The sequence below is a fragment of the Streptomyces humi genome (genome assembly GCF_001005085.2).
GTDB lineage: Bacteria > Actinomycetota > Actinomycetes > Streptomycetales > Streptomycetaceae > Streptomyces > Streptomyces humi.
In genome coordinates, this window is sequence record NZ_LBMU02000040.1 from 168,581 (window position 1) to 194,541 (window position 25,961).

Genomic DNA, 25,961 nt, shown 5'->3' on the forward strand with positions numbered 1-25,961 from the left:
AGAGCCGATCAAAAAATGCTACTGATCACCGACCCCGTAATGGGGGGAGGGGGCCTTGGGGCGCCCGGTACGCTGGGTGGTGTTTCACGTGAAACGTCAGGCTGGCAACACACCCCGATCCGCGAAGGCTGGATGAACCACGATGCATCGGTACAGGTCCCACACCTGCGGCGAGCTCCGCTCCTCTGACGTCGGCACCGACGTCCGGCTGAGTGGCTGGCTGCACAATCGGCGCGACCTGGGCGGCATCCTCTTCATCGATCTGCGCGATCACTACGGAATCACCCAGCTCGTCGCCCGTCCGGGTACCGCCGCCTACGAGGCCCTGGACAAGCTCAGCAAGGAGTCGACCGTACGGGTCGACGGCAAGGTCGTCTCCCGTGGCGCCGAGAACATCAACGCCGACCTGCCCACCGGCGAGGTCGAGGTCGAGGTCGGCGAGGTCGAGCTGCTCGGTGCGGCCGCCCCGCTGCCGTTCACGATCAACGCCGAGGACGGGGTCAACGAGGAGCGGCGCCTGGAGTACCGCTTCCTGGACCTGCGCCGCGAGCGCATGCACCGCAACATCATGCTGCGCACGGCCGTGATCTCGGCCATCCGCCACAAGATGGTCGCCCTCGGCTTCAACGAGATGGCCACCCCGATCCTCACCGCGACCTCCCCCGAGGGCGCCCGTGACTTCGTGGTGCCCTCCCGTCTGAACCCGGGCAAGTTCTACGCGCTGCCGCAGGCCCCGCAGCAGTTCAAGCAGCTGCTGATGATCTCCGGCTTCGACCGCTACTTCCAGATCGCGCCCTGCTTCCGCGACGAGGACGCCCGCGCCGACCGCTCGCCGGGCGAGTTCTACCAGCTCGACGTCGAGATGAGCTTCGTCGAGCAGGAGGACGTCTTCCAGCCCATCGAGCGGCTGATGACCGAGCTGTTCACGGAGTTCGGCGGCGGCCGCGAGGTCACCTCGCCGTTCCCGCGGATCCCGTTCCGCGAGGCGATGCTGAAGTACGGCTCCGACAAGCCGGACCTGCGCGCCCGGCTGGAGCTCGTCGACATCACCGACATCTTCGAGGGCTCCGAGTTCAAGGCCTTCGCCGGCAAGCACGTGCGTGCCCTCCCGGTGCCGGACGTCTCCGCGCAGCCCCGGAAGTTCTTCGACCAGCTCGGTGACTTCGCCGTCTCGCAGGGCGCCAAGGGCCTGGCCTGGGTGCGCGTCGCGGAGGACGGTTCGCTGTCCGGTCCGATCGCCAAGTTCCTCACCGAGGAGAACGTGGCCGAGCTGACCAAGCGGCTCCAGCTGGCCGCCGGTCACGCCGTGTTCTTCGGCGCGGGCGAGTTCGACGAGGTCTCCAAGATCATGGGTGCGGTGCGCGTCGAGGCCGCCCAGCGCGCCGGGCACTTCGAGGAGAACGTCTTCCGGTTCTGCTGGATCGTCGACTTCCCGATGTTCGAGAAGGACGAGGACACCGGGAAGATCGACTTCTCGCACAACCCGTTCTCGATGCCGCAGGGTGGCATGGAGGCCCTGGAGACCCAGGACCCGCTGGACATCCTCGCCTGGCAGTACGACATCGTCTGCAACGGCGTCGAGCTGTCCTCCGGCGCCATCCGGAACCACGAGCCCGACATCATGCTCAAGGCCTTCGGTATCGCCGGCTACGAGGCGGAGACCGTCGAGCGCGAGTTCGCCGGCATGCTGCGCGCGCTCCGCTTCGGCGCCCCGCCGCACGGTGGCATCGCCCCGGGTGTGGACCGCATCGTGATGCTCCTCGCCGACGAGCCGAACATCCGCGAGACCATCGCCTTCCCGCTCAACGGCAACGCCCAGGACCTGATGATGGGCGCGCCGACCGAGCTGGAGGAGGCCCGCCTGCGCGAGCTGCACCTCTCCATCCGGAAGCCGCAGCCGAAGTAACCCCGGGCGTCACGAAAGGCTCGAAACCGGCGTCGGTTTCGAGCCTTTCCCATGCGCACGCCGATTCACAGCTCTCTCCGATGTTCCCACAGGCCAGGCCTTGTCTACGGTCCCTGACCATGACAGACACCCACACCCCCGCAGACGAACAATCGCTCGAAGAGAAAAGGAAGTTGGCCCGCCGTACCGTGCTCGCGGCCGGCAGCGTGGCCGTGACCGCGGTGGGCGTCGGCAGCGCCTTCGCCGCGAGCGACGGAACGGCCGTGGAGCAGGGCACCGAAGCGGCGGCCGCCTCGGCCTCGGAGGGCGCCTGCTACACGCTCACCTCCGAACTGGTCGAGGGCCCCTACTACATCGACGCCGACAAGCTCCGCCAGGACGTCACCGAGGACCAGGAAGGCATCCCGCTGTTCCTCACCCTCAAGGTGATCGACGCGGACACCTGCAAGCCGCTGAGGAACGCGGCCGTGGACATCTGGCACTGCAACGCCTCCGGCATCTACTCGGGGTACGAGGAGATGGGCAGCGGCGGAGGCGGTGGCGGCACCCCGCCGACCGACGCGCCCACCGGGTCGCCCACCGCCACCCCGACCGACCTGCCCTCCGGGCCCCCGCCCGGCGGTGGCGGCGGTCACCAGGAGCCCACCGACGACACCCGCTACCTGCGCGGCACGTGGCACACGGACCGGCACGGGCACGTCGGCTTCAAGACCGTCTTCCCCGGCTGGTACCAGGGCCGGTGCGTCCACATCCACGTCAAGGTGCACGTGGACGGCGAGTGGACGGACGCCGGGTACGAGGGCGGTCACACCTGCCACACCGGCCAGCTGTTCTTCGACGAGAAGTCGGTGCTGCTGTCCGCGGAGGTGGAGCCGTACGCGAGCAACACCACCACCCGCACCACCCTCGACGAGGACACGATCTACCCGGACAACGGGCACGCGGGCGGCCTGCTCTACCTCAGGTACGACCGCCACCACATCGCCCGCGGCGTACACGCCCGCCTGACCCTGGGCGTCGAGCCGGACGACACGGACAACGGCTGAGCCGGTGGCTTCGGGGCGGCCGGTGCCTCAGGTGTCGTACCGGCCGTCCCAGGGCTCGCCGAAGCCCAGGTGGTCCGGGTAGAGCTCGGCCCAGGGACCGTCGTCGTCCTCCTTGGCGACCAGTCCGAAGAAGACGCCGTCCACCGTGAGCTGGAACGGGCGGATCGCGATGTCCGTGTAGGTGCGCCGCGGCAGGCTGCGCAGCATCGTCGCGAGGTGGGCGCGGGCCCGGGACAGCACCGAGCCGGCGCCCTCCGGGTCGCGCTGCTGCTCGGCCCAGCTGCCCGCGCACCAGATCTGGGAGTCCCGGTACCGGCCCTCGGCGTCGAACAGGTGGACCACCGAGTAGAGCCGTTTCTGCTCCTCCCAGCCCTCGTCGAGCCGGAACCCCTCGGGGAACGCGTAGGTGACCGACGCGAGGAACTGTCCGTCGGCGTAACGACCGATCGCGTCGGTACGGCCGTGCGGCTCGTAGGCGATCGGGATGAGCTCAGGGGGTGCCATGGCGAAACCATACGGATGTGTCGTGGACATGCGGGTATTGGGGTGGGCCGGTGACCGCCGGTCCGTCCGGCCGGAAAACGGCTGCCCGGGTCAACTTTCGCTGCCCGTACTCGAAAAGGCCGCCGTATCGCACAAAAAAAACACGGCAACCTTTTCGATCTCCACAACCACAGAGGAGTGAAGCCCGCCGACGCGGGCCCCCAAGCACTCCGGAAGTACGTAAGGACTCCTCTGTGGCCACTGCCTCTCATCGCCGGTCCCTCCGCACGCGCCGTACCCTCGTCGTCTCCGCCGCCGTCGTGGCCGCCGGTGTCGGTGCCGGCGCGCTCGTGCTGACCGCGAACGCCTCCGGTACGGACGTCTACCACCAGACCCTTGCGGCCAAGGACGGCTGGGCGTCGTCCGGTTCCGGTACGACCGGTGGCGCGAAGGCCGACTCCGCGCACACCTTCACCGTCTCCACCCGCGCCCAGCTGGTGAAGGCGCTCGGTTCGGTGAGCGACACCACGCCCCGCATCATCAAGGTCAAGGGCACCATCGACGCCAACACCGACGACTCCGGCAAGAAGCTGACCTGCGCCGACTACGCGGCGGGCACGGGGTACTCGCTGAGCGCCTACCTGAAGGCGTTCGACCCGTCGACGTACGGCCGCTCCAAGCTGCCCTCCGGCACCCAGGAGTCGGCCCGCGCCGCCGCGCAGAAGAAGCAGGCCGCGAACATCGTCTTCAAGGTGCCCGCCAACACCACGATCGTCGGCGTCCCCGGCACCAAGGCCGGCATCACCGGCGGCATGCTCCAGATCCAGAAGGTCGACAACGTCATCGTCCGCAACCTGACGTTCTCCGACACCGAGGACTGCTTCCCGCAGTGGGACCCGACCGACGGCGACAGCGGCAACTGGAACTCCGAGTACGACGCGGTCACCCTGCGCGGCGCCACGCACGTCTGGGCCGACCACAACACGTTCACCGACGCCGGGCACTTCGACAGCCTCAACCCGAAGTACTACGGCCGCGAGTACCAGGTCCACGACGGCGAACTCGACATCACCAAGAGCTCGGACCTGGTCACCGTCGAGCAGAACCTGTTCACCAGCCACGACAAGACGATGCTGATCGGCAGCAGCGACAGCGAGCCGAGCGGCAAGCTGCGCGTCACCCTCCACCACAACGTCTGGAAGGGCGTCGTCCAGCGCGCCCCGCTGACCCGCGTCGGCCAGGTGCACCTGTACAACAACGTCTACGACGTGACGCCCCTGAACGGCTACAGCTTGCAGTACAGCATCAACTCGCGCGCCAAGGCCCAGGTGGTGGCCCAGAACAACTTCTGGACCGTGCCCAGCTCCGTCAAGGTCTCCAAGCTGCTCAGCGGCGACGGCACCGGCTCGGTCGCGGGCAGCGGCAACCTCGTCAACGGCACGACGACCGACCTGGTCGCCGCCTACAACGCCTCGAACTCCAAGAAGATCAAGACGACGGTGAACTGGACCCCGGCCCTGACCGCGGGCCTGGAGTCCAGCGCCAAGAACCTGCCGGCGGAACTGGCGAAGACGGCCGGGGCGGGCGTACTGACGGCGAACTGAGCCGGGCCGTCACACATGCGGAGGCGGGCGCGTCAGTGAGGTGTCCGATGCCCTGTCGTGAGGGGAGCCCCCTGATGCGTACCGCCTACGTCGTCGTCACCGTTCTCGCCGCCCTGTCGGCCGGGTTCTCCGGAACCGTGCTGCTGCTGCGGGCCGAGTGGATCGTCAAGGCGCTCACCGACTACCGGGTGCCGCGAGCCTGGTGGACGCCGCTCGGAGTGGCCAAGGCCGCCGGGGCGGCGGGGCTGCTGGCCGGGCTGTTCGTGCCGGTCGTGGGGGTGCTGGCGGGAGTGGGGCTGCTGCTCTACTTCACCGGGGCCGTGATCACGGTGGCGCGGGCGAGGTGGTACTCGCACATTCCGTTCCCGCTGGTGTACGCGGCTCCGGTGGCGGGAGCGCTGGTACTGGGCCTGCTCAGCTGAGTGCCGTCTCGTGCGCCGGCCCCCGGATCCGTCTGTGGATCCGGGGGCCGGCGGATGCGCGGGGGCGTACGGCCGTCAGGCCTCCGTGCCGCCGAAGCGCTCCTTGTACGTCTCCAGGTCCTCGTCCGTCAGCTTGGCGAACAGGACCGGGGGAACCGTGAAGGAGGTGCCGGCCGGGACGGCGGTCAGCGACCTCGCCTCGTCGGCGGTGACCCAGGTGGCGGTGTCGTCGGCGAGGGCGAACGCCTCGCGCATCGTCTTCGCCGTCGCCGGGATGAAGGGCTCCGAGACCACCGAGTACAGGTGGATCAGGTTCATCGCCGTGCGCAGGGTCAGCGCCGCGCCGTCCTTGTCGGTCTTGATCTCCAGCCAGGGGGCCTTCTCCTCCAGGTAGGAGTTGCCGGCCGACCACAGGGCGCGCAGGGCGGCGGCCGCCTTGCGGAACTGGAGGGTCTCCATGTGCTCCTCGTACTCCGCGAGGAGGCGGGCGATCTCGTTGCCGAGGCGGGTCTCCGCGTCGCCCGGCTCGCCGCCCGCCGGTACGTCGTCGCCGAAGCGCTTGCGGGAGAACGACAGCACGCGGTTGACGAAGTTGCCGAGGGTGTCGGCCAGGTCCTTGTTCACCGTGGCCGTGAAGTGCTCCCAGGTGAAGGAGGAGTCGTCGGACTCGGGGGCGTTGGCGATCAGGAAGTAGCGCCAGTAGTCCGCCGGGAGGATGTCCAGGGCCTGGTCGGTGAAGACACCGCGCTTCTGGGACGTGGAGAACTTGCCGCCGTAGTACGTCAGCCAGTTGAAGGCCTTGACGTAGTCGACCTTCTTCCACGGCTCGCGCACGCCGAGCTCGGTGGCCGGGAACATCACCGTGTGGAACGGGACGTTGTCCTTCGCCATGAACTCCGTGTAGCGGACGGTGGTGTCCACGTCGTACCACCAGGACTTCCAGTCGCGGGTCGACGGGTCCTGGTCCGCCCACTCCTTCGTCGCGCCGATGTACTCGATCGGGGCGTCGAACCAGACGTAGAAGACCTTGCCCTCCGCCGCCAGCTCCGGCCAGGTGTCGGCCGGCACCGGGACGCCCCAGTCCAGGTCACGGGTGATCGCGCGGTCGTGCAGGCCCTCGTTCAGCCACTTGCGGGCGATGGACGAGGCCAGCTGAGGCCAGTCGTCCTCGTGCCGGGAGACCCACTCCTCGACCTCGTGCTGGAGCTTGGACTGGAGCAGGAAGAGGTGCTTCGTCTCGCGGATCTCCAGGTCGGTGGAGCCGGAGATCGCGGACCGCGGGTTGATCAGGTCGGTCGGGTCCAGCACGCGCGTGCAGTTCTCGCACTGGTCGCCGCGGGCCTTGTCGTAGCCGCAGTGCGGGCAGGTGCCCTCGACGTAGCGGTCGGGGAGGAAGCGGCCGTCGACCGGGCTGTACACCTGGCGGATCGAGCGCTCCTCGATGAAGCCGTTCTCGTTCAGGCGGCGGGCGAAGTGCTGGGTGATCTCGCGGTTCTCCGGAGAGGAACTCCGGCCGAAGTAGTCGAACGCGAGTGCGAAGCCGTCGTAGACCGCCTTCTGCGCGTCGTGTGCCTGGGCGCAGAACTCGTCGACCGGGATGCCCTGCTCCTTCGCGGCCAGCTCGGCGGGGGTGCCGTGCTCGTCGGTCGCGCAGATGTACAGGACGTCGTGGCCGCGCTGGCGGAGGTACCGGGAGTACACGTCCGCCGGGAGCATGGACCCCACCATGTTGCCCAGGTGCTTGATCCCGTTGATGTACGGAAGGGCGCTGGTGATGAGGTGTCGAGCCATCGGGGGCTGCTCCCAGGTCGGTGTGTTGCTGTTATTGCGAACCTTGAAATCGTAGCCGACATGTGTATGCCGCCCGCTTCCCGTTTTATTGGGTGAGAAGCGGGCGGCACGGGGTGTGCGGGTGGGGCTTACGGGCGCCAGTCGATCAGGAGGCCGTCGTACAGCTCCGCGTCCGTGAGCTCCAGGGGGGTCGGGCCCGCGTGGAAGAAGGCCGTGTTGCCGGTCTTCAGCTTGCGGAGGTAGTCGAAGGCCTTGTTCTCGTGCTCGCCGAACGCGACGAAGGAGAAGAAGACCGAGGGGTGGGACTTCGCGGCGTCCGTGAGGGACTGGGTGGCCGGGGTCTTCGCGTCCGGGGCGCCGTCCGTCTGGAAGACGACGAGGGCGGGGGTGCCGGGGGTGGTGTTCGCGTCGTAGTGGGCGAGTACGGCTTCCACGGCCGCGTGGTAGCTGGTACGGCCCATCCGGCCGAGGCCGGCGTGCGCCTCGTCGATGGCGTTCTCGGGGGAGGCCTGGGTGAGGTCCGTGGTGCCGTCGACCTCGGTGGAGAAGAAGACGACGTGCACGGTGGGGGTGTCACCGGGCGGGGTGAGGTGGGTGGCGAGGGCGAGGGTCTGGTCGGCGAGGGCCTGCGCGGAGCCGTCCTTGTAGTACGACCGCATGCTCGCGGAGCGGTCGAGGACGAGGTAGGTGACGGCGTCGGCGGTGGAGAGGCCGGCCTTGGTGAGGGCGAGGCGGGCGGCGTCGTCGCCACCGGCCTCGGCTTCGCCTTCGGCCCCCTCGTCCCCACCCGCACCACCCGTGACGGTTTCGTCGTCGGCCGCGGGTGGCCCCTGCGGGGCGGACTCGCCGTCGGCGGCTGCGGCGGGGGCCGCCTCATCCGTACCGGCCGAGAAGACATCAGGCTCCGGCGTCAGCCGAATAACAGCCTCGACGTCCCCCTGGGCCGCGGGTGCGGATTCACCGGCGACCGCGGTGGCGGGTTCGGCGGCGGCTGTGGTGACGGGGTCGCCGGTGGCTGTGGGCTCGCCGGTGGCCGCGGCTGCGGGTTCGGTGGTGGCCGCGGTGGTGGATTCGGTGGTCACAGCGGGTTCGGCCTCGGACGCCTCCACCGGCTCCGCCGTGACTCCGGCTTCCGGCTCGGACGCCTTCACCGGCTCCGCCGTGACTCCGGCTTCCGGCTCGGACGCCTTCACCGGCTCCGCCGTGACTTCGGCTTCCGGCTCGGACGCCTTCACCGGCTCCGCCGTGGCTTCGGCCTTCGGCTCGGGCTCGGCCACCGGCTCCGCCGTGGCTTCGGCCTTCGGCTCGGGCTCGGCCACCGGCTCCGCCGTGGCTTCGGCCTTCGGCTCGCCCGTGGCTTCGGGCTGCGCCTCGGGCACCGGTGCGGCCTCGGCTTCGGCGGTGGTCGGCTCCGCCGACGTCTCCGCATCGGCCTCGGGCTCGGCGGCCGGCTCGGCCGCCGCCTCGGCCTTGGTCTCCGCCTCGGCAGGGGTCGGCTCCGCCGTGGTGTCGGCGTCGGCTTCCGGCTCCGCCGTGGGCTCGGCCGTCGCTTCGGTGGTGGCCTCGGGCTCCGGTGCGGGTTCGGTCTCGGCGGTGGTCGGCTCTGCCGTCACCTCGGCCGAGGCCTCCGCCTCGGCAGGGGTCGGCTGCGCCGTGGTGTCGGCGTCGGCTTCCGGCTCCGCCGATGTCTCCGCGCCGGCCTCGGGCTCGGCTGTGGCGTCCGCCTCGGGCTCGGCGGTCGGCTCTGCCGTCACCTCGGCCGCGGCCTCCGCCTCCGCCTCGGCCGTCGGCTCGGGCTCCGGCTTGGGGGTCGGCTCTGCCGTCGGCTCGGGGGTCGGGGGCAGTTCTGGTTCGATCGTGCGGGATGCCTGCTTCGGCACCGTCACGTTGTCGAACGCCGCCGAGACGAGGTCGTGCTCGTCGTTCTCCGCCGGGCGGGGTTCCGGAACCGCCGTCGGTGTCTGAGCTTCCGCTTCTTGTGCCGATGTCGACTGCGAAGGGAGCTGGTCCGCACCCTCTGCTTCGGCGGGGCGCGGCTTTCGCGACCTGCCGAATGCGTTCCGCAGGAGAGTGAGAATGCCCATGTGCGCAACCCTTCGCGTGAGTTGATACCCGTCAATCGCTGGCCAGGACGGACACGTAAGGTTAGCGGCCCCAGGTTGCGATCTTGGGGAGGGTCGATGACTCCTGTCCGGCGTCCGGCGGTCGAGTCCGGGCGCGGCCGTCAACTTCCCCTCGGTTACTCGCGGTTCACCTTCCGTTCAGTGCGGGGAGGCGATCGCCCTGGCCGCCGCCACCTCCTGGCGGAGCGGTTCGAGAACGCTGTCCGGCGGGCCCGTGAGATCCGTGCGGACCGAGATCAGGGTCTCGGACTCACGGACGCCCGTCGCCAGCTCGCGCAGTTGCAGGGCGACCTGGTCCACCTCGGCCCGGGACGGCGGAGGCGCCCCGTGCCGTACCCGTACCCGGGCCGCCGTCGTCGCGTCGACGATCCGTTCCACGGCCACCACCAGCGGCCACCAGGCCGCCGCCCGGCGACCCGTGGGCGGCGGCTCTGTCAGGGCGCGCTGGAACTCGGTGCGGATGGTGGACAGGTCGCGGTAGAGGCGGCGGCGCATCCGCGCGCGGCCGGCGGCATCGGGGCCGTCGGCGCCGTCGGAGCCGTCCTTGAAGGCCAGCTCGACATAGGCCGCCGTGTCCGCCACCGCGTCGGCGAGACGGTCGCCGACCCGGGTGCGCCAGCTCTCCGGCCACAGCAGGTACCCGGCGACCAGGGCGATCGCGCAGCCCATCAGGGAGTCCAGGAGGCGGGGCAGGAGCAGCGCCGTGCCCTGGTGGTTCAGCACGTCGGAGAGGAGGAGGATCACCGGCGTGATGGCCGCCGTCTGGAAGCCGTACCCACGCGGGGTGAGAGCCGGGATCAGGGGGGCCAAAACCATCATCACCGGTACGTCCCACCAGCCGCGCGGCACCAGGGTGAGGACGGTCGCCGCCACCACCAGGCCCGCCACGGTGCCCAGCGCGCGCAGCAGGGCGCGGGAGAAGACCGAGCCGAAGTCCGGCTTGAGGACGAACGTGATGGTGAGGGCGACCCAGTAGGAACGGGGGACGGGGACGAGGGAGACCAGGGCCTGCGCGATGCCGATGCACAGGGCGAGGCGGATGCCGTAGCGCCAGGAGTTGGCGGAGAGCACGACGTTGCGGGCGGCGCGGGCGGTGCGGATGCCGAGCGCGGCCGGGCGGCCGAGGCGGTCGTCGATGCCCCGCGGGTCGACGTCGGGGCTGGTGGCGACCTCGGCGACGTGCCGCAGGGCATGGTCGACGGCCCGGCCGGTCTCGTTGACCGGTTCGGGCAGGTGGAGCCCGGTCGGGCCGGTGTAGCCGGTCTCGATGGCGTCGGCGAGGTGCCGGACCGCCGCCGGGACCTCGGGCGGCAGCGGTCGCGCCGCCAGCCGGACCGCGGGGGCGGCTTCCACCACCGGGGTGATCGCGTTCAACTGGGCGAGCATCCGGGTGAGTTCGCGGTTGCGGCCCCGGTAGCGGGCCCGCCGGGCCAGGATCAGGTCGTACGACTGGTTCAGTGACTGGGTGACGGTGTGCCGGGCGCGGTCGTACGCCTCGCCGTCGCCGGTGTCGCTCACGGTCAGCAGGTCGGCGACGGTGCGGTAGGAGGCGGCGACCGCCGAGCGTTCCGGTACGCCCGAGCGCAGCGGCCAGGCCAGCAGGGCGAGCAGGAGGACGAGCAGGCCGCCGCCGGTCATCAGGACGGGGGTCAGCCACCAGGCGCCGGGCAGCGGCAGACCGGCACCGATGACGGAGTTGAGCAGGAGGAGGAGGCCGGAGACGGAGGACACCGCGCCGATCGTCGAGATCATCCCGGAGAGCAGCGCGACGACGGTGACGACGGCGACCGTCAGCCAGCCCTGGCCGTAGACCAGGGAGCCCAGGGTGACGCCGACGGCGCCGAAGAGCTGGGGGACCGCGATGTTGAGGATCCGCATGCGGTAGGCGTCGGCGGTGTCGCCGATGACCCCGGACAGGGCGCCCATCGAGGCGAGCGCGCCGTACGCGGGCTGTCCGGCCGCGAGCCCCACGGCGAGCGGCAGGGCCATGCCGAGCGCGGCGCGGGCGAGGGCGGGCCAGTTGAGAGGCGCTGCCTGCTGGGGCCGGAGGTTCCTCACCAGCCAGTCGGGGGGTGTGAGGCCGATGGGGAACTCGCGGGACATGTGCCCATTATCGGGGTACGTGCTCGGGCTTACGGTGCTCGGTCCACGCGCGCCAGGAACTCCCCCAGCACCCGGTTGAACTCCGCCGGGCGTTCCAGGTTCGGCATGTGGGCCGAGCCGTCGATCACCCGGAGGGCCGCGTCGGGGAGGAGGGCGTGCATGGCCTCGGCGTCGGAGACGGGGGTGAACTCGTCGTCCGCGCCGACCACCACCAGGGCCGGGACGGTGACCCTCGTCAGCAGGGGACGGTAGTCGGGGCGTTCGGCCCGGCCGCGCAGGGCGGCCGCCGCGCCCTCGGGGTCCGTCGCCGTCATCATGCCGTGGACGTGGGCCCGCACGGCCGGGGCGGCGTCGGGGGCGACCATCTTCGCCAGCACCTCGTCGGCGTAGCCCCGCATGCCCTCGCGCAGGAGCCGGTCGGCCGTCGCGTTGCGGGCCCGCCTGCCCTCCGGGGTCTCGGGGGCGGGGAAGGTGTCCGCCAGGACCAGGCCGCGGACGCGGGCGGGGCCGAGGCGGTCGTAGCACTCCATCGCGATCTGGCCGCCCATGGAGAGGCCCGCGACGACACAGGCCGGTACGCCCAGTGCGTCGAGCAGGTCCTCGAGGTCGGCGGCGAAGCGGGAGAGCGGGGTGATGCCGGGAGTGACCGGGGAGGCGCCGTAGCCGCGCAGGTCGGGGGCGATGACGCGGCGGCCGGCGGAGAAGGCCGTCAGCTGGGGGCGCCACATCGTGCGGTCGAACGGGTGGCCGTGGATCAGGAGGAGGGGGGTGGGTGTGGCGGAACATGGACCTTTGTCGTCATATGCGAGGCAGGGGGGCATGTGATCGACCCTAGGTTCCGGTAACTCCTCGGTGCAATAAGATCTTTGCCCTCGGTGCAATGTGGAGGGGTCATGGACGACTTCCGGGGGATCGCCGACCGGATCGCTCTGGACATCGCGCGGGGGCGGCTGCGGGCGGGGCAACGGCTGCCCCCGCAGCGGGCGTTCGCGCGGCGGCACGGGATCGCCGCCTCGACGGCCGGGCGGGTGTACGCCGAACTCGTGCGGCGTGGGCTGGTGGTGGGCGAGGTCGGACGCGGCACCTTCGTCCGGGCCACGGCGGACCTGCCGCGGAGCTGGGCGCTCGTCGAGGACAGGAACGGCGACCGGAACGGGGGCAGGGGCAGGGACGGGGGCAGGGACGAGAACAGGAACGGGGGCAGGGACGGGGACGGGGACGAGGGGCCGGGCGGGGGCGGTGGAGGTGCCGGGCGCGTCAACCTGGAGCTCAACTACCCCGTGGTGGCCGGGCAGGCGGAGCTGCTGGCGCCGGCCCTCGCTCCCCTGCTCCGGGCCGACGCGCTCACCGTCGCCCTGCGGCCCGCACCCGCCGACGGCACCCCGGACGCCCGGGAGGCCGTCGCCGCGCTGCTGGCCACCGGCGGCTGGCGACCCGACCCGGGCCGTGTCCTCTTCACCGGCAACGCCCGGCAGGCCATCGCCGCCACCCTGGCCTCCCTGGTACCGCCGGGCGGCCGGGTCGGGGTGGAGCCGCTGACGTATCCGCTGGTCAAGGAGGTCGCCGGGCGGCTCTCCGTCACTCTCGTGCCGGTGGCCACGGACGACGAGGGGCCGGTCGTGGAGTCGGTGCTCGCCGCGCACCGGTCGGGGCCGCTCTCCGCCCTCTACCTCCAGCCGACCCTGCACAACCCGACGTCCCTGACCGTGCCGGCCGGGCGGCGGGAGCATCTCGCGCGTGCCGTCCGCGACCTGGGGCTGCCGGTCGTGGAGGACCGGATCTGGTCCTTCCTGCACGGCGGTGCCGAGCCGCCGCTGGCCGCCCTCGCCCCGGAGCAGGTCCACCTCGTGGACGGGCTCTCCAAGCGGGTCGCGCCCGGACTCACCGTCGGGTTCGCCGTCGTACCGCGGGACCGGGTGGCGGCGGTGGCGGACGCCGTGCGCTCCGGGGGGTGGGGCGCGGGGGCGTTCGCGCTGGAGGCGGCCGTGCGGTGGCTCGGGGACGGGACCGTGGCGCGGCTCGCCGAGGCCAAGCGGGCACAGGCCCGGCGCCGTCAGGGGATCCTCCGCGAGGCGCTCGACGGGTTCGCCGTACGGGCCGATCCCGGCGGGTACTTCGCCTGGTGGGAGCTGCCGGCGCCGTGGCGGGCCGACGAGTTCACGGCGGTCGCGGCGGCGCACGGGATCGCGATCACGCCCGGCACCGCCTTCCGTGTCGACCCGAGGCGGACACCGGACGCGGTACGCCTCGGGCTCGCGTCGACGGAGGAACCGGAACTGGCGGGCGCGCTGTGCACCCTGGCCCGCCTCGCGGCCCGACACCCCTGACGAGGGCTCCGACGCGGGCCGGCCGGTCACGTGACGGGCATGTTCTGGTCCGAGGACGGTGTGTCCGTCCTCAGCGAGCCGGGATCGGCCGTGCCGGTGTCCGGTTCCCGGAGCGCCGCCGGGCGGCGGCGGGCGTAGCGGCTGAGCCAGGCCAGCAGGGCGACCGTCAGGCCGAGGGCGAGGAGCAGCCAGGAGACCGTGCGGAGGGTGGCCGTCAGGGCGTCGTAGACGGCGGCCGCGGCCGGGTGCGGGACGTCGGACGGCAGGCCGGCCAGGGTGAGGGCGCGGCCGGCCGACAGGGCGAGGCCGAGCAGGGCGCCGCCCAGCGCCGTGCCCAGCGCGGTCGCGGTGACGGCGCGGCGGCGGCGGACGGCGAGGGCGATACCGCCGGCCGCGAAGACGACGGCGGCGACGGGCAGCCAGAACCCGGCGACTTCGAGCACGTGGAACCCCTTCCGGAGCCGGTCCAGTTCGGCGGCCGGGAGGACGGCGACCGCCGTGTGCTGGACCGGGATACGGGCCGCGAGCGGCACATGGTCGTGGGCGAGCTGGTCCCTGACCTGTGCGGTGACCGGGGCGAGGTCGACGGTCACGGCCTCCTCGCGCTCGTCCTGGAGGGCGCGCAGCACGGCGTCATGGGTGGCCCGGTTGCCGGCGTCCCAGGCCAGCCGGAAGGCCCGGGTCTGGGTGAAGGAGCGGACCGCCTCGTGGACGAACGGAGCCACCGTGCCCTGCATGGGCGGGCCGACGTCCACCTCGCGCATGATGCCGTCGCCGACGGTGTCCGCCACCGCGTCCCGGACGTCCGGGTCCTCGGCCAGCGGTGCCATCGTGGTGACGTACTGTCCGGTGTCCGCCAGCCCGTACGCCGCCCAGGCCGACAGCGCCCCGAACGGCAGGAGCAGACCCGACAGCGTGATCAGCAGGGCCGACAGGGCGTGCCGGAACCGGGGGCGCCGGGCGGTCCACGCCGGCCGCGCGCCACGGGCGGGCCGGAGGGCGCCGGCCGCCGCGCGCCGGGTGGTCCGTGTGGGCCACGGGGTCCGTGCGGCCCGTGCGCGGCCCGGCGGCCGCCGTACGGGCCCGGGGAGCACTGAGGGCACGCCTCCAGGCAATCCGCTGAGGGCCGGTCAGGCGAGCGGTACGACTGCATTCGGGGGTATCGCGGACACCGGCCGGGCCGAACGGGCGACACGGCGGCCGTCCGCGCCGGAAACCCCTGGCGCGCCGCGCTCCGGTGGAGGGCTGGGCCGAACGGGTGTTTCCTGGATCCGGGTGCGGCTTCCGGTCTTCCGGAGCCGGAGAGCCGGAGCCCCGCCGGGATGTCGCCGGGTGCCCGCATCGGCCCCGGTGACCGGTGAGGGAAAAAGGGGAACGCGTGGGCCCCGGCCGTGACGGCGGGGCCCACGCGTGTGCGGCGGAACGGCTCGTGTGCCGTGGAACGGCCGCGGGAGCCGCCCGCGGTGGCTATCGGATGCGGTGTCCGGCCGCGTCCTCGTGGGTGTAGAACCGGTAGAACATCAGGATCAGGGTGACGAAGGCGACGGTCAGGGCCATGCCGATGGACCGCAGGATCGCGTCGCCGGACGAGCTGTACAGGAAACCGAACGCGATGCCGGCGAACGCCGCCCACACCGCCGCGTGCAGTTCCCGGGGCAGCCGGGGGGCGTAGGTCATGACCGCCCACAACACGACCGCGAACACGATGGCGCTCACGAAGCCGGTCAGCAGGTTCCAGCCGGTGATCGGCCCGCCGGCCCGGCGGTTCGCCGCGACCCAGTCGCCGTAGATCAGCCCGGTCACGACGGAGATGGCGATCCGGGCCCGGGTGTGGGTCCGGGCGCTGAAGATGTCGGGAGTACGACCACCCCGGGTCATGCCCCCGGTCGTCGGTGCCGCTTGAGCCATGCGAGCGCTCCTCTCTCCTCGTCCCCACCTTCCAGGGCACACCTGCGGGTACCCCCTGGCAAGTCGGCCGCACCACATTTGTCACGCGGTTCCGGACGAGCCCCGACGGGCCGACGAGCCGTCCGGCGCACGACGCCCGTGCGACGGCGGTACGACGCCGGTGACGGGTGCTACGACGTGCGGTACGACGGCGGTGACCGGTGCTACGACGTGCGGTACGACGTGCGGCCCGTCCACGCCCGTGTTTCCCTGACTTCGTGACCGACCACCAGGCCCTGCGGCGGCGGCAGGACCTGCCGCGGGCCCGGGGCAGAGGCTTCGCCTGGGTGGCACCGCTCCTGCTGCTGGCCGGGATCACGGCGGTCGACCTCAACACCACGGAGCGGTTCCGGATCATCTCCTGGATCGTCCTGGTCCCGGGGATCGCGGCGGCGATCTGCGGGGTCTGGACGACGGCGGTCTTCTCGGTGCTGGCCGTCACCGTCTACGTCCTCGTGGACCACGCCTGGCCCAAGCAGTACCAGGCCGGGCTGCCCGACTTCATCCTGGTCGCCTTCGCGGGTGTGCTGGCCGTGCTCGCCTGTGCGGTCCGGCTGAAGAGCGAGCGCCGGATGCTGCACATGCGGGACATCGCCGAGACGACCCTGCGTACGGTGCTGCGTCCGCTGCCGCCGGGGTGGGCCGGGCTGGAGCACGCGGCGGTGTATCTCGCCGCCGACACGGAGGCCCGGGTGGGCGGCGACTTCTACGACATCCAGCCCGGCCCGCACGGGACCCGGGTGCTGGTGGGGGACGTGCAGGGCAAGGGGCTCGGGGCGGTCGAGACGGCGGCGGCGCTGCTGGGCACGTTCCGGGAGGCCGGGTACCACGAGACGGACCTGGCGACGGTGGCGGACCGGCTGGAGACGCGGATGCTCCGGCACCGGGGCCATACGGTGGCCCTCGGCCGCGGCGACGGCGACCGTTTCGCCACGGGGCTGCTGCTCGGTTTCCCGCCGGGCCGGACCGACGTGGTGGAGCTGGTCAACTTCGGCCACGAGCCGCCGCTGGCGGTCGGCCCGAGGGGCGTCCGTGCCCTGCCGCCGGACCACGGACTGCCGTTGGGGATGGGTGAGTTGCAGACGGGTGGCGGGCCGCCGCCGACCCTCACGGTGGCCCTCGACCCGGAGGAGACCCTGCTCATCACCACCGACGGCGTGACCGAGGCGCGCGACGGGGACGGCGAGTTCTTCGAGCTGACGGCCGAGGTCTCCCGGGCGAGCACGACCGACCCGGCCGCCCTGGTCGCCCACGTCCGCGACGGCGTACTGCGCCACAGCCGGGGCCGGGTCTCCGACGACACCACGATCTTCGCAGTACGCCGAACCCCTTAGCCCACCCCGACCGACCGGACAGAGGGGCCGGGCGAGGTGGAGAGAGTGGTCAGGCGGGGGTGGAGGAGATGGGGAGTGCGCCAGGCGGGGGGATGGGAGGGACCGGTGGTGGGTGGGGCCACGGGCAGGTCGGGCACCGCCGGGCTGCGCCGCCGCGGCTGAGCGCCGTCGCGGCGGACAGAGGGGGGAGGGCAGATGGGGAGCGTGGTCAGGCCGGGGTGGGAGAGATGGGGAGGGCGCCAGGCGGGGGGATGGGAAGGGCCTGTGGTGGGTGGAGTCATGGGTGGGTCGGGCACCGCCGGGCCCCGCCGCCGCGGCTGAGCGCCGTCGCGGCGGACAAAAAGGGGGAGGGGAGATGGGGAGGGTGGGGGAAGTGGCTGATCTTGGAGCAAAGGGCTCTTCGGGCGCACGCTTTGCAGGCGCAGCGGTTACCGTGCTGACGTAAGTGGACCTGGGGAACAAGGGGGAGGGCCGATGCCCGGAACCGTGCTGCTGCTCGCGGCCTCGCCGACGGGCAAAGGGCGACTGGTGGACGCGGCCTCCGTGCTCCCCGTGCTCGCGGCCGTGCCCCCGGCGATACTCTCCGGCACCGACACCGCCAACGTCGTCGAACTCGCCGACCCCCTGGAGCCGCAGGCGGTGCTGACCCGGCTGCGGGCCGCCGCGGCCGCCCCCGGACCGCTGACCCTGTTCGTCACGGGCCAGCTGCACCTGGACCGCAGGCAGCGGCTGCCGCATCTGGCCCTGGCGCGGACCACACCCGCGACGGTGCGGTACACCGCGCTGCCCTGGCACTGGATCCGGGAGGAGCTGCGGCTGCGCCCGCCCGGGGCGACGTCGCTGGTGCTCGACCTGCACGCGGACCACGAGACCTGGGCGCACCTGCGCACCGCTCCCCTGGACTCCGGGCGGAACAACGCCGTGCACGGGCGTATCGCGCCGCCGCCCGCCCGGCGGGAGGTCGCCGTGCCGTCGTACATGAAGGCCGTTGCGACGGTGCTCAGGAGCGGGCACCGGCCGGCGCTGGAGCAGCTGCACCAGCAGGTGCTCGTGCGGCTCGGTGCGGAGACCGCCACCGACATGCTGCTCAGCACGTACGGCCCGGACGGCGGCGATCCGCACGACGCCATCAGCTCGGCCGTACGGGACGGGCGGTACGCGGACGCGGACGGACTCGCCGCCCGCTGGGAGGAGGCCGCCGCGCGAGCGCACGGGCCGGCCTCCGAGGACGCGCTGCACTGGTCGGAGGTACGGGCCGACCTCGCGATGTTCGCCGGGGACGCGGTGCGCAGCTGCCGGACCTGGCTGACCGTGGCCACCACGCGGCTGGCCGCCGGGGAGCCCGCCGACACCCCTGCCGTGGAGGCGGCCGTGGACCGGGCCCACCACCAGTGGGGGGCCATCAAGGACGCGGCGCGGGCCCGTGAACTCGGGCCCGCGCTCGCGGAGTTGAGACTCAGGGTGCCGGGCCGCCGGGAAGGTGCCCTGGACCACGTCCAGCAGCACCTCCGGCAGCTTCAGACCAACTGACCGGGAGCCGGCCGGCTAGCTCGTGAAGGTGAAGTACTTCCAGGCGCCGTACGTCGTCGAGTTGACGGTGTCGCCGGACGAGCCGTTGATGTAGTCGGAGCGGACCCGGAAGCGCCAGCCGACGTCCTCCTTGTGGTTGCCGCCGAACTCGACCTTCGAGATCCCGCTGGTGGCCAGGGCGAAGTACTGGGAGGTGTCCGAGTACCAGCGGCCCTGGTAGTAGACCTGGAAGTCGAAGCGCTGGGCACGGCCGTCGTAGTACGGCATCTTGGTCGTGAACAGCGGGTTCTTGGTCTTGTGGAAGTAGTAGTAGGTCTGGCCCCAGGCCTTCTTCGACTTGTACTGGCGGCTGACCGACATGGAGACGCTGACCTTCGCGCCCACCGTGCTGGACACCGAGCGCGGCTGCCAGCGGGCGTCGCCCGAGAACTTCGCGGTGACCTTGGTGTCGCGCTTGAGGTCGAGGACGACGGACAGGTTGCCGTGCGAGTCGACCTTGCCGGACTTCACCAGCTTGTTGGGCTTGTCGGAGCCGAACGGGTCGGCCCAGATCTCCACCGAGCGGTTCTTGTACGTGGTCCCGAGGTGGGCCGTGAACTTCACGTCCTTCCCGTACGCGTACACCTTGCCGTTGTTGTTCAGCGTCAGCGTCGGCTTGGCGCGGGAGACGTCCACGGTGTCCTTGGCGGTGGCGCCCGTGTGCTCGGCGTCGCCCGCGTAGGTGACCTGGTACGTCACCTTGCCGCCGGCCGGCGGGGTGTCGGTGAACGAGTAGGTGCCGTCCGCCTTGACCGTGACCGCGGGCAGTGCCTTGCCGTTCGGGGACTCCAGGTCGGTACGGGTGACCGCGAGCTGGGTGCCCGCGGGCAGTGCGACCGTCGAGGAGAGCTTGCCGGTGACGGTGAGCTGCTTGGCGCGGGTCGCCGACGCCGGGGCGTTCACCGTGAGGGTGCCGGCGGCCTTGGCCGGGGCGTCGTACTCGCGCAGGGAGTACACGTCGGCGTCGTTGGACGTCACCGCGAACAGGCGGGAGGCGTCCGGCGCCCAGGCCAGCCCGCCGGTGGCGAGGGTGTCCGCGCCGCTGGAGTGGCCGGTGTTCGGGAAGTCGTAGGAGCGGACGGCCTCGCTGCTGCCCGGGTGGAAGATGTAGACGTCCGGGTCGTACCAGGCGAAGCTGCCGCCCGCGACCGTGCCGTCGGGCGCGATCGCGACGGAGTTCGGGTAGGCGGTGGTGGTGTACTTGCCGTCCTCGTTCAGGTCGGACGTCTTGAACACCTGGTGGTAGTAGGGCGCTCCGCTCGCCACCACGACGTCCTTGCCGTCGGGGGTGACCTGGAGGTCGCCGAGGTTGCTGCCGGCCTCGCGGGTGCTGGCCAGCTTGGCGGCGGTGCCCGAGGAGACGTCGTAGGACGCGACCGTGGCCGGGCTCAGGCCCAGCTGGCCGGCGACCAGGATGTCGGAGCCCGGCGCCGCGTCCAGGACCGGCGCGGAGTACCAGCTGTTGTCCTGGTTCAGGGTGACCTCGTGCTGGTCGCCGGCCAGGTCGACGGAGCCGATGTTGCCGCCCGCGTCGCCGCCGTAGCCGAACCACAGCTTGCCGCCCGCGAGGGCGACGCTCAGCGGCTTGTCGCCGACCGCGTAGCGGGTGGTCTCGGTGTCGGTCGCGGTGTCGATGACGGCGATGGCGTCCTTGTCCTGCACGGCCGCGTAGAGCGTGCCGGAGTCGGCGGACAGTTCGAGGCCGTCGACCCCGGAGAGATCGGTGGTGAGCTGCTTGAGCACGTTGCCCGAGTAGTCGGTGACGACGATCTTGCCGTTGCTCGGGTCGCTGATGAACACCTGCTGGTGGGCGCCGTCGACGACGATGTCACCGACCGACTTGACCGGCAGGAGCCCGCTGGTGTCGGCGTAGGCCGGAGCGGCCGCCAGGGCCGCGGAGCTGAAGAGGACCGCCAGGGTGGTGGCGGCCGTGACGGTGCGCATACGCACGCTGATTCGAACCCCCCGGATCGAATGAAGTGGGCGCCACAGAACGCGGCCCACGAATGTCCGGGTCCTCTTGTGTGAGTTCCCTGTGGGCCGCGTGTGGCGGATGCAACGAAGACTAAGTCATGCCACTGACAATCGGCATCCGGGATTCCCGGGCGGCGGCGGGAGTTCGGTCGCAGCGGGCGGGGGCGGGAGTTCGGTCAGGCGTACGCGTCGAAGGTGATCGCGCTCGGCTTGGCCTTGTCGAGGTGGTCGTCGAACTTGGCGTCCTGGAGCGGGAGGTTCGCGTCACCCCAGTCCGAGGCGTTCAGCACGTCCCGCAGGTTGGACGCCATGTTGTCCCAGGTCAGCAGGTTCTCCTGGTGCCAGGCGCCGTCGTCGTTCTCCGGGGTCTCGCCCCACTTGGCGAACCGGAAGTCGTGGGTGCTCAGACCGTCCTTGTGGTAGACGACCTGGACGCGCTGGCCGCTCATCGGGACGTCGGCGACCGCCTCGGTCTCGAAGTCGCCGTGCTGGGAGGCGGACAGGTACGACGGGTAGTCCGCGCCCTGCTTCACCCAGACGACGATGCACTCCCAGTCGTGACGGTGGCCGATGCCGGGGGAGGCCTCGTCCTTCTCGAAGTAGCTGGCGTAGATGATCCCGCACCAGCCGTTGTTGCACTTGGCCCGCGAGTAGGTGTTCGCGTGGTCGAGATGGCCGTCGCGGCACTGGCCGGTGACCGAGCCGGTCGGCTTGAGACCGCCGTTGAGGTTGCCGTCGGGGTCGATGGCGGCGGCGGGGTAGCAGCTGTCCGTGTCGTAGTCGTACAGCGGCTCGAAGAACTTCTGGAACGTGGTGGCGTTCTCCGGCAGGTTCTGTAGCACGCCCGCGGAGGCGCTGAACGGCAGAGCGAGGGTGAGCGCGGCGGCGCTGCCCACGACGGCGGCGGCTCGGCCGAGTCGGCGGGTCCTGGTTCGGGACATCGGGGGGCTCCAGTCGGTCCACGATCGGGTCCGGACATGACATCCGGCTGGAGAGAGAGTGTCGGTCCCGGGCGTGTGATGGAAGGGCTTTCTGTCAAACGGCGGGCGGCATTTCGCGGAACTGACCAACCCGCGTCCACAGGTGGGCAGTCGGCGTGTTCAGCGCGGTGCCTGGTCGGCCGCGGCCGGGGCGGTCGACCGCGGCCCGCTGTCCGCCGCTCCGGCCGGCCCCGCGTTGCCGGCCGTGATGAGTGCGACCACCGCGATCACGGCGGCTGCCACACTACGGACGGTGGGCGTGCCGCCGAACGAGCGGATCCAGGACGGGAGAAGCGCGGCGGGGCGTGCGGCAGGGCGTGCGGATGTGCGTCCGGGCACGGCGACCTCGCAACAACAGGGGCGGGTTAAGCAGGTTTAATCCGCCGTTTAACCTAGGGGCAGTCAGAGCTCAACGGCAAGAGGTTCAGGGGGAGTTGGGGGGAATGGCACCATGCAGGAACGGGACGACCCGGAGACCATAGGGCGACGGGTGCAGCAACTGCGCACCGAACGGGGGCTGACCCAGCGGCAGCTGGCCGAACCGGCCTACACACCCGCCTACATCTCCACGCTGGAGGCGGGCCGGGTACGGGCCTCCGACGAGGCGCTGCGGCACATCGCGGGACGGCTCGGCGTCGGCTTCGAGGAGCTGGCCAGCGGGCGCCCCGCCCACCTCGCCACCGACCTCAGGCTGCGGCTCACCGAGGCCCAGCGCACCCTCGCCACCGGCGCCGCCGAGGAGGCCGCCGCCCAGTACGCGGCCCTCTTCGAGGAGGCGGAGGCGCACGGGCTGGCCGTGGAACAGGCCACCGCGCTGCTCGGCATGGGCGAGTGCGCCCTCGACACCGGCGAGCTGGGCCGGGCCAGGGAGTTCTTCGAACGGGCCGAGCTGTGGACGGCCGGCGAACCGCTGCCGGTGCGTGTCCCGGCGATCCGCGGCCGGGCGGTCAGCCACTACCTCGCCGGTGAACTGCGGTACGCCGTGTACCTGTTGGAGTCCACCCTCGACGAACTCAACCGCGGCGGCCTGCACGACCCGGACGCGTTGCTGCTCCTCTACGCCTCCGCCATCGGCCCCTACATGGACATGGGCGCCCACGCCCGCGCCGCCCAGGCCGCCGAACTCGCCCTCGCCCTCGCCCCGCAGGCCGGCGACCCCGCCCTGATCGCCCGGATGCACCGGTCCGTCGCCCGTACCCTGCTCGCCGAGGGCCGGGTCGCCGAGGCCGACGCCTCCCTCGCCAAGGCCGCAGAGCTGTACCGCCAGCTCCAGCTGCGCACCGAACTCGCCAACTGCCACTGGATGCGGGGCTACGTATGCGCGCAGAACGGCGAACTGGAGCGGGCCGAGGCCGAGTTGCGGGAGGCGCTGGCGATGCTGTCGGAGACCCGTGCCGCCCTGTACCGCAGCCAGGCGGCCGTGGAGCTGGCCGACGTCCTGCACCGGCGGGGCAAGTCGGACGAGGCCGCCGGCCTCCTCCACGACGTGCTCGGCGACCTCAACTCCGAGCGCGGCGCGGTCCATTCGGCCGCCGCCCACCGGCTGCTCGGCATCATCGCCGAGGACGCCAGGGACACCGAGGCGGCCGAGGAGCACTACGTCCGGGCGCTGAGCCTGCTGGAGCGGGCGGGCGCGGCCGGCGACCTCGCGGACCTGTGCCGGCTCCTCGGCGACCTGCTGCGCCGCACCGGCCGGGTGGAGGCGGCCCTCGACGCGTACCGCACCGGCCTCGGTCACCGGACGGCCCCGGGTACGACGACCCTGGGCCCGGCACCGGCCCAGCCGCCGCTGTAGGGAGGATCTGGGTCACCGTCACCGTCACCGTCACCGGCACCTGGCACCCCGAGGGCCGACCGGGCACGGACGCGGCCTGGCCGCCGGTACTGGACGCGACGGCACTGAGGACGGTGCGGCAGCCGTCCGACCCCTATGAGACCCGCCGGCCCCCGGCCGCGGGACCGGGCCTCAGGCCTGGGCGCGGCCCTTCTCGCGGGCCTGGGCGAGGCGTTGGACGCCGGTGCCGAGGGCCTGTCCGGTGGTGTCCGAGGGGAGCGTGCCGAGGGCGCCGGTGGTGAGGACGATCGCGTCGTCGCCGACGCGGACCACGGCGAGGTCGAGGGTGAGGGTGCTGGGGTCGGTGTCGGCGGACCCCTGCCAGGTGACGGTGACGCGCAGGCCCTGTCGCGCGTCCCCCAGTACGGGCAGGCCGGCGTCGGCCACCTGGACGAGTTCGACACCGGAGCGGGTCGTCTGGGCCGTGAACCGTCCGCAGCTGCCGGGCAGGGTCCGCAGCCAGGCCAGTGTCCGGTCGAGGCCGGCGGCGTGGCTCGCGTCCACCTGGTAGCGGAGCTGGGCGGCGTCGTCGCCGTCGTCGAGGGTGACGACGGCCTGCGGTCCGGCCGGGGCGCCGACCACGTCGTCGGCGTACAGCGCGTCGAGCAGGCGCTGACAGTCCGGTTGCGCCGTGGTCGCCTTGAGCAGCCCGTCGTGCCAGGTGGCGGTGCCTTCGCTCGCCGTCCACGGCACCCCCAGGTCCGCCTCGCTGATCAGCGAGGCCTGCGCCTGGTCGACGGTGAGCGCCGGGGCGCCGGACGCGCCGGGCGAGGCGGCGGCGCTGGCCGGGGCGGGCCGGTCGGCGGCGGCCGGGGCGGACCCGGGCGCGTCGGCCCGCGGTGCCGGGCCCGCCGTGCACGCGGAGACGGCGAGCAGACCGGCCAAGGCAAGACCGGAGGCGGTGACTCTCATGGCGGGGCCTCCCGGGAACCAGGACCAGCGGCGGAAACGGCTGCTCCCACGCCACCACCGCACGACCCCGGACACCACCGCTCCGACCCGTCCGGGTGAGCCTGTCCGGCCGGACGGGCGGCCCGTGCGGCATTCACGACGGCTCCGCGGCATTCACGACGGCTCCGGATCCGTCGCATCCCCGGAGCACCGCGAGCGGTCCTCCTCCGGCCGGCCGCTCCGGCACTCGCCCCGCCCGCCCAGCCCCGCCCCCGAGCATCCCGGGTGCCGTATGACGGGTCCCGCCGTGCCGGTGCGGGCGCCGGTGCGCGTGTCGGTACGGGTGCGGGTGCGGGCGCGGTGTCGGTGCGGATGCGGGTCCGCATGCCGGTTACCGGTGTCGGTGCGGATGCCGGTCCGCGTGTCGATACGGGTGTGGGTGTCGGTGCGCTGTCGGTGAGGGTGTCGGTGTCGGTGTCGGTGAGCGGGGCTTGGCCGGGTGGGGGTTTCGGGGCGTGCGTAAGGTCGGGGCTGACGGAAGGAGCCCTCTGTGGCCGGTCAGCGCATTCCTGTGATCATCGACTGCGATACCGGGGTCGACGACGCCCTCGCCCTGTTGTTCGCCGTCCGGCACCCGGGGCTGGAGCTGCGGGCGGTGACCTGTGTCGCCGGGAACACGGACGTGGACGGGGTGGTCCGCAACACCCTGACCGTGCTGGAGCGGGTCGGCGCCGGGGACGTCCCGGTGGCCCGGGGCGCGGAGCGGCCGTTGCTCGAGGCGGCCCGGTCGGCCCGGCACGTGCACGGGACGGACGGGATGGGTGACCTGGGGCTGCCCGCACCGGCGGGGCGCCCCGTCGACGTGGACGCCGTGACGCTGCTGCGCCGCGAGATACTCGCCTCGCCCCGGCCGGTCACCCTGATACCCACCGCGCCGCTCACCAACATCGCCCTGCTGCTGCGCACCCACCCCGAGGTGACCCGGAACATCGAGCGGATCGTGTTCATGGGCGGCGCGGTCGCCACCGGCAACGCCACCCCGGTCGCCGAGTTCAACGTCTGGCACGATCCCGAGGCGGCCGCCGTGCTCCTCACCGCGGGCGTGCCGATCACCATGTACGGCCTGGACGTCTTCCAGCGGGTCGTGGTGCCGGGCGCGGAGGTACGACGGCTGCGCGCCAGTACGGAGCCCGGTGCCCGGCTCGCCGGCGACCTGCTCGCGCACCGGCCCGCCGCACCGGACCCGGACGGTGTGGCCGCGGCCGGCGACGACGCGGCCGGCGGTCTCGGTGACGCGGGCGCGGTGTGTGCCGTGGCCGACCCGGGCGGGCTGACCACCCGGCTGCTGCCGGTCGAGGTGTCGCTGGCGCCGGGACCGACCCGGGGCCAGACGATCGTCGACCGGCGCCCGCGCCCCGGCGAGGCCGAGATCCACGGCGGTGGCCGGGAACGGTCCCTGGTGGACGTGGCGCTGGACGTGGACGTGCCCCGGTACGTACGGCTCTATCTGCGGACGGTCGCGGCGACGACCCAGCGCGGGCCGGGGACCCAGGGCGGGCCGGGGACCCAGGGCGGGCCGGGGACCCAGGGCGGGCCGGGCGAGGTGACCTGAGGACACCCGCTGAAC

At 72.3% G+C, this 25,961-nt stretch carries 20 protein-coding genes; 9 read left to right on the forward strand and 11 right to left on the reverse strand.

The annotated features are described in order from the left end of the window. Positions 1–142: 142 nt before the first annotated feature. Positions 143–1,906 (forward strand): aspartate--tRNA ligase, encoded by a 1,764-nt coding sequence (gene aspS, locus AAW13_RS19220; protein WP_046727691.1) that lies wholly within the window; start codon positions 143–145, stop codon positions 1,904–1,906. A 119-nt stretch (positions 1,907–2,025) separates the two neighbouring features. Further along, positions 2,026–2,952, forward strand: a complete 927-nt coding sequence (locus AAW13_RS19225) for a dioxygenase family protein (RefSeq protein ID WP_079178860.1) — start codon at positions 2,026–2,028, stop codon at positions 2,950–2,952. Positions 2,953–2,979: 27 nt separating this feature from the next. On the opposite strand, the gene AAW13_RS19230 is transcribed toward AAW13_RS19225, so the two are convergent. Beyond that, a complete protein-coding gene (locus tag AAW13_RS19230; RefSeq protein ID WP_046727693.1) occupies positions 2,980–3,456 on the reverse strand; it encodes a hypothetical protein in 477 nt (158 codons plus the stop codon). A 233-nt stretch (positions 3,457–3,689) separates the two neighbouring features. Here AAW13_RS19230 and AAW13_RS19235 point away from each other — a divergent pair, with 233 nt between their 5' ends. Together AAW13_RS19235 and AAW13_RS19240 are read left to right on the forward strand one after the other, a co-directional pair. Further along, complete coding sequence (locus AAW13_RS19235; RefSeq protein WP_046727694.1) at positions 3,690–5,039, forward strand: pectate lyase family protein; 1,350 nt, start codon at positions 3,690–3,692, stop codon at positions 5,037–5,039. Positions 5,040–5,113: 74 nt separating this feature from the next. After that, positions 5,114–5,461, forward strand: a complete 348-nt coding sequence (locus AAW13_RS19240; protein ID WP_046727695.1) for a DoxX family protein — start codon at positions 5,114–5,116, stop codon at positions 5,459–5,461. A 75-nt stretch (positions 5,462–5,536) separates the two neighbouring features. Here the strand turns inward: AAW13_RS19240 and metG are convergent, their stop codons facing one another. The 4 genes from metG to AAW13_RS19260 form a co-directional block, all read right to left on the reverse strand. Continuing rightward, the gene (metG, locus tag AAW13_RS19245) at positions 5,537–7,252 is read right to left on the reverse strand and encodes a methionine--tRNA ligase (protein ID WP_046727696.1); all 1,716 of its coding nucleotides are present in this window, start codon (positions 7,250–7,252) and stop codon (positions 5,537–5,539) included. Between the two features lie 128 nt (positions 7,253–7,380). Continuing rightward, positions 7,381–9,336 (reverse strand): VWA domain-containing protein, encoded by a 1,956-nt coding sequence (locus tag AAW13_RS19250; RefSeq protein WP_046727697.1) that lies wholly within the window; start codon positions 9,334–9,336, stop codon positions 7,381–7,383. Positions 9,337–9,513: 177 nt separating this feature from the next. Then, the gene (locus AAW13_RS19255; protein WP_046727698.1) at positions 9,514–11,478 is read right to left on the reverse strand and encodes an FUSC family protein; all 1,965 of its coding nucleotides are present in this window, start codon (positions 11,476–11,478) and stop codon (positions 9,514–9,516) included. Positions 11,479–11,507: 29 nt separating this feature from the next. Beyond that, a complete protein-coding gene (locus AAW13_RS19260; RefSeq protein ID WP_046727699.1) occupies positions 11,508–12,299 on the reverse strand; it encodes an alpha/beta fold hydrolase in 792 nt (263 codons plus the stop codon). Positions 12,300–12,371: 72 nt separating this feature from the next. Between AAW13_RS19260 and AAW13_RS19265 the strand changes: the two genes are divergently transcribed. After that, positions 12,372–13,805, forward strand: a complete 1,434-nt coding sequence (locus tag AAW13_RS19265; RefSeq protein WP_046727700.1) for an aminotransferase-like domain-containing protein — start codon at positions 12,372–12,374, stop codon at positions 13,803–13,805. A 26-nt stretch (positions 13,806–13,831) separates the two neighbouring features. On the opposite strand, the gene AAW13_RS19270 is transcribed toward AAW13_RS19265, so the two are convergent. Continuing rightward, complete coding sequence (locus tag AAW13_RS19270) at positions 13,832–14,740, reverse strand: hypothetical protein (RefSeq protein ID WP_046727740.1); 909 nt, start codon at positions 14,738–14,740, stop codon at positions 13,832–13,834. Between the two features lie 532 nt (positions 14,741–15,272). Beyond that, positions 15,273–15,713, reverse strand: a complete 441-nt coding sequence (locus tag AAW13_RS19275; RefSeq protein ID WP_046727701.1) for a hypothetical protein — start codon at positions 15,711–15,713, stop codon at positions 15,273–15,275. 257 nt (positions 15,714–15,970) lie between these two features. Between AAW13_RS19275 and AAW13_RS19280 the strand changes: the two genes are divergently transcribed. Then, positions 15,971–17,086: a PP2C family protein-serine/threonine phosphatase gene (locus tag AAW13_RS19280; RefSeq protein ID WP_046727702.1), complete on the forward strand. Its 1,116-nt coding sequence runs from the start codon at positions 15,971–15,973 to the stop codon at positions 17,084–17,086. Positions 17,087–17,560: 474 nt separating this feature from the next. Continuing rightward, positions 17,561–18,616 (forward strand): hypothetical protein, encoded by a 1,056-nt coding sequence (locus AAW13_RS19285; protein WP_046727703.1) that lies wholly within the window; start codon positions 17,561–17,563, stop codon positions 18,614–18,616. 15 nt (positions 18,617–18,631) lie between these two features. Here the strand turns inward: AAW13_RS19285 and AAW13_RS19290 are convergent, their stop codons facing one another. The 3 genes from AAW13_RS19290 to AAW13_RS47430 all read right to left on the reverse strand — a co-directional run bounded on the left by AAW13_RS19290 (position 18,632) and on the right by AAW13_RS47430 (position 21,852). Next, entirely contained in the window at positions 18,632–20,605 is a 1,974-nt protein-coding gene (locus AAW13_RS19290; protein ID WP_046727704.1) for a YncE family protein, read from the reverse strand. A 200-nt stretch (positions 20,606–20,805) separates the two neighbouring features. Continuing rightward, the gene (locus AAW13_RS19295) at positions 20,806–21,570 is read right to left on the reverse strand and encodes an NPP1 family protein (protein ID WP_046727705.1); all 765 of its coding nucleotides are present in this window, start codon (positions 21,568–21,570) and stop codon (positions 20,806–20,808) included. A 159-nt stretch (positions 21,571–21,729) separates the two neighbouring features. Next, positions 21,730–21,852: a hypothetical protein gene (locus AAW13_RS47430; RefSeq protein WP_276207594.1), complete on the reverse strand. Its 123-nt coding sequence runs from the start codon at positions 21,850–21,852 to the stop codon at positions 21,730–21,732. A 208-nt stretch (positions 21,853–22,060) separates the two neighbouring features. Here AAW13_RS47430 and AAW13_RS19300 point away from each other — a divergent pair, with 208 nt between their 5' ends. Next, positions 22,061–23,404, forward strand: coding sequence for a helix-turn-helix domain-containing protein (locus AAW13_RS19300; protein ID WP_046727706.1), 1,344 nt, complete (start codon positions 22,061–22,063; stop codon positions 23,402–23,404). A 171-nt stretch (positions 23,405–23,575) separates the two neighbouring features. Here the strand turns inward: AAW13_RS19300 and AAW13_RS19305 are convergent, their stop codons facing one another. Next, the gene (locus AAW13_RS19305; RefSeq protein WP_046727707.1) at positions 23,576–24,355 is read right to left on the reverse strand and encodes a hypothetical protein; all 780 of its coding nucleotides are present in this window, start codon (positions 24,353–24,355) and stop codon (positions 23,576–23,578) included. Between the two features lie 529 nt (positions 24,356–24,884). Here AAW13_RS19305 and AAW13_RS19310 point away from each other — a divergent pair. Then, a complete protein-coding gene (locus tag AAW13_RS19310) occupies positions 24,885–25,946 on the forward strand; it encodes a nucleoside hydrolase (protein WP_079178861.1) in 1,062 nt (353 codons plus the stop codon). Positions 25,947–25,961: the final 15 nt, after the last annotated feature.